Consider the following 4,658-nt stretch of genomic DNA (forward strand, 5'->3'; position numbering starts at 1 on the left):
TCACCGGGTGGGGCCGGAACTCCCGCATCAGCTCGGCGAGGGCGTCGAAGCGGCGGAGCCGCACGACCCGGACGGGCTCCGGCACCGGTCCGGGCGGCGGCTCCTGGGGGTCGGGTGGTGTCGGCACCTGGCACTCCTTCCGTCCCACGGATTCGGGGCTTCCCTGGCCCCGCGCTCAGGTACGGCGCCCACCACGGCACCGTTCAGGACGCCCCCTCCTCCGTCGAGCGATCGAGGCGCTCAACTCGGCGAGCGGCGCTGAGCGTTGGCGCGCTTCGGTGCCCCCGTCGCCCCGGGGCCGGACGAGGGCTTCGGCCCCACCACCGGGCCAGGGCCGAGACGGGCGGGGGCGGGCGGGGCACGGCCGGCCGGCACAGGCCGCCGGCCCACGGGTGCCGGGTGGACGTGCAGGGCCGGCACGACGCGACAACCGCCTGTCCGCGCCGCGTCAAGGGTGGTTACCGGCCAGATCGAGGGTTTTCCCTGTACCCCTGCGCCGTTCGATTTACCTATCGTTCCTGCACAGCCGACCCACAGGTGATCCCGGACGGGCCGGCGCCCCGCGCATGGTCGGCCATCTGCACCGTCTTTCGGTTTCACACCCCTCCGCTTCGACGCCGAAGCCCCTCCCCACCGCCGCTCCGGCCTGCCCGGAGTCGGTCGCGAAAGGCATACCCTTGCGTACAGTTCCCGCCACCGGACGGAAGCTGATATCCGTCGCCGCGGTTTCCGCGGCCCTGCTCACGGCCACCACGGCCACCGTCGCCGTCGCCCAGGACGGCGCCGTCCGCGAGGCCGCGGTCCCGGCGGCGCAGACCGAGGCCGCCCCCGGCACACCGGCCGAACGCCTCATCGTCGGCTACAAGTCGGGGGCCGGCGAGGCCACTTCCGACAAGGCCGCCGAGGCGGACGCCGCCGCCAAGGCCAAGGAGACCGGCGAGCACGTCGACTTCCAGCGCCGCCTCGGCACCGGCGCCGCGCTCGTCGACCTCGATGACGACGCCACCCGCACCGATGTCGCCGACGTCATCGCCGAGTACCAGGCCGACCCGCAGGTCGCCTACGTCGTACCGGACCGGCTCAACAAGCCCATGGCCACGCCGAACGACACCGAGTACGGCAAGCAGTGGGACCTGTTCGAGGAGACCGCGGGCATGCGCGTGCCGGGCGCCTGGGACCTGTCCACCGGTTCCGGTGTCAACGTCGCCGTCATCGACACCGGTTACGTGGCGCACTCCGACCTGGCCGCGAACATCGTCGGCGGCTACGACTTCATCTCCGACACCGCCGTCTCCGTCGACGGCGACGGCCGCGACGGCAACCCGGCCGACCCGGGCGACTGGTACGCGGCGGGCGACTGCGGCCCCGACGTCCCGGCCAGCAACTCCTCCTGGCACGGCACGCACGTCGCCGGCACCATCGCCGCCGCCACCAACAACGGCAAGGGGGTCGCCGGTGTCGCGTACGGCGCGAAGATCTCCCCGCTGCGGGTGCTCGGCAAGTGCGGCGGCTACGACTCCGACATCATCGACGCCATCACCTGGGCGTCCGGCGGCACCGTCTCCGGCGTGCCCGCCAACGCCAACGTCGCCAAGGTCATCAACATGAGCCTCGGCGGCGACGGCGCCTGCACCTCGGCCACCCAGAGCGCCATCAACGCCGCGGTGAACCGGGGCACGACGGTCGTCGTGGCCGCGGGCAACGAGAACGACAACGTCGCGAACCACTCGCCGGGCAACTGCAACAACGTCATCTCGGTCGCCGCGACCAACCGCTCCGGCGCCAAGGCGTCCTACTCCAACTACGGCTCCCTGGTGGACATCTCGGCGCCCGGCGGTCAGACCAGCACCGGCACCGCGAACGGCATCCTGTCCACGCTCAACTCCGGCACCAAGACCCCGTCGACCGAGTCGTACGCCTACTACCAGGGCACCAGCATGGCCACCCCGCACATCGCGGGCCTCGTCGCCCTGATGAAGTCGGCCAACCCCGCGCTGACCCCGGCCCAGATCGAGTCGGCGATCAAGACCAACGCCCGCCCGCTGCCGGGCGCGTGCTCGGGCGGCTGCGGTGCCGGCCTGGCGGACGCGGCCAAGACGGTGCAGGCGGTGAGCGGTACGGGCGGCTCGACCGGCGGCACGACCTTCACCAGCACCTCGGCCGTCGCCATCCCCGACGGGGGCACGGCGATCGAGTCCCCGATCAGCGTCGGCGGACGCACCGGCAACGCCCCCTCGGCCCTGAAGGTGGCGGTCGACATCACCCACACCTACCGCGGTGACCTGGTCATCGACCTGGTCGCGCCGGACGGGTCGGCCTACCGGCTGAAGTCCTCCAGCAGCTCGGACTCCGCCGACGACGTCAGGACCACGTACACGGTGGACGCCTCCGGCGAGACCGCGAACGGCACCTGGAAGCTGCGGGTGCAGGACGTGTACGCGCAGGACTCCGGCACGCTCAACCGCTGGACACTGACCTTCTGAACCCCGCTGCCAGGGGCTGCCGGTGAGGGATCGCCGATCCTCTGACGGCAGATCGAGAGCAGACGGGCCGACCGGTGCGGATGGGCACCGGCCGGCCCGTCGCCGTGTCCGGGGCATCACACATACCGCACGGTCGCGTACGCGGGACCTCACCCACATTAGAAATGGAATCCATTTTCATGTAGCGTCTTCCTCGCCCATCCACCCGACGAGGAGAACCATGGCCGTCCCCCAGCACACGACGCACGAGCGACTGCCGGTGACCGTGCTGTCCGGTTTCCTCGGCGCGGGCAAGACCACCCTGCTCAACCATGTGCTCGGCAACCGCGAGGGACTGCGCGTCGCCGTCATCGTCAACGACATGAGCGAGGTCAACATCGACGCGGCGCTCGTACGCGGCGGCGAGGCGGCGCTCTCGCGGACCGAGGAGCGGCTGGTCGAGATGACCAACGGGTGCATCTGCTGCACCCTGCGCGACGACCTGCTGGAAGAGGTGCGCCGGCTGGCCGGCGAAGGCCGGTTCGACTACCTCCTCATCGAGTCCAGCGGGATCTCCGAGCCCATGCCGGTCGCGGCCACCTTCGCCTTCGCCCGCGACGACGGCGCCACCCTCGGCGACCTGGCCCGCCTGGACACGATGGTCACGGTCGTCGACGCCGCGGGCTTCCTCCCGGAACTGGCGAGCGGCGACGAACTCGCCGAGCGCGGCCTCGACCAGTACGAGGACGACGAACGCACCGTCAGCGACCTGCTGATCGACCAGATCGAGTTCGCCGACGTCATCGTCCTCAACAAGCTCGACCTGGTCGACGGCACCACGGCCGAGCGGCTGCGCGCCGCGCTCACCCGCCTCAACCCGGCGGCCCGGCTCGTCCCGGCCGTCCACGGACGGGTGGCGCTCCAGGACGTCCTCGGCACCCGGCTCTTCGACCTGGAACGCGCCCAGCAGGCCCCGGGCTGGGTCATGGAACTGAACGGCGACCACGTCCCGGAGACCGAGGAGTACGGCATCTCCTCCACCGTCTTCCGCTCCGGACTCCCCTTCCACCCGGGGAGGTTGTGGCGGTTCGTGACGGAGGAGATGGACAGCGGCGCCTACGGGCAGATCCTGCGCTCCAAGGGGTTCTTCACCCTGGCCAGCCGTCCGCACGTGACGGGACTGTGGTCCCAGGCCGGCTCCGTGGCCCGCTTCGAGCCCTCCGCCGCCCGCGGCATCGACGGCCCGGCCGCCCAGGAACTGGTCTTCATCGGCACGCACCTGCACGCGGAGGCCCTGCACGCCGCGCTCACCGACTGCCTGCTGGCGGACGGCGAGGGCCTGCCGGTGGAGGATCCGTTCCCCGCCTGGGACACGTACGGCGTCGACGACACCTGCGACCACGAATCCCCGGAACTCGTGGCACGCACCTGAGGCTCCGGGTCGGGCGGTGGACGCAGCCACGGCACCGCCCGACCCGGCAGCGAGCCGCGGCTAGAGTCTGTCGTTCGGATCAGGTCGGCTGTGGGGCACGTTGCCTTTCGGCCGGCCCGAGCGGGGCGTGGTGCGTGCAGTTGCAAGGCGGAGGAGGGAGTCGACGCGGAGCGTCGGCGAGGGACGACAACGCGGNNTCCGAACGACAGGCCCTAGGCGCGCTGCGCGACTCGCCCGGCTTCGTCACCGCTTTCCCCGGGACCGCGCTCGTCCGGCTGGACGCCGCGCCCCTGGCCGCGGGCCGGCGCCACCTGCACGAACCGGCTCAGGGACGCCGTGAACGCGGTGACGAAGGCGTCCCTGGCCTCCTCCGGCAGCGCGTCCAGGGACAGGTAGGGGTTGAGGTCCTCCAGTTCGACCAGCAGCAGGCCGCCGTCGGGGGCGCGGCAGGCGTCGACGCGCTGGATGCCGTGGCCGAGGTCGTTCCAGTCGATGAACCGGCGGGCGAACTCCAGGTCGGCGGCGGTGGCCCGGTACGGCTGCAGCTCCCAGCGGCGCCGCGGGTCGGGGGCGTACAGGGCGTACTGGAAGTCGTCGTCGACGAAGAAGAACGACACCTCGTAGGCGAAGTCGACGCAGGGCTGGATCAGCACGTCCCCGGCGGACAGCTCGGCGAGCCGGCTGCCCGGGACGATCCGCAGGCCGAGAGAGTCCGCGCCGAGCTTCGGCTTGACCACGTACCGCTCGGCGGCCGGCAGCCGGTC

The 4,658-nt window shown here is 71.9% G+C and carries 2 protein-coding genes and 1 pseudogene; 2 read left to right on the forward strand and 1 reads right to left on the reverse strand.

The window, feature by feature from the left end; translation table 11 throughout:
* The first annotated feature begins 677 nt into the window (after positions 1-677).
* Both CCN44_RS04605 and CCN44_RS04610 read left to right on the forward strand, forming a co-directional pair.
* Entirely contained in the window at positions 678-2,483 is a 1,806-nt protein-coding gene (locus CCN44_RS04605) for a S8 family serine peptidase (protein WP_086696924.1), read from the forward strand.
* 220 nt (positions 2,484-2,703) lie between these two features.
* A complete protein-coding gene (locus CCN44_RS04610; RefSeq protein WP_086696925.1) occupies positions 2,704-3,894 on the forward strand; it encodes a GTP-binding protein in 1,191 nt (396 codons plus the stop codon).
* A 212-nt stretch (positions 3,895-4,106) separates the two neighbouring features.
* On the opposite strand, the pseudogene CCN44_RS04615 reads toward CCN44_RS04610, so the two are convergent.
* A pseudogene (locus CCN44_RS04615) lies at positions 4,107-4,658 on the reverse strand (hypothetical protein); the annotation flags it as partial.

Origin of the sequence: Streptomyces tricolor (genome assembly GCF_002155905.1) — a bacterium.
In the GTDB taxonomy this organism is placed as follows: Bacteria; Actinomycetota; Actinomycetes; order Streptomycetales; family Streptomycetaceae; genus Streptomyces; species Streptomyces tricolor.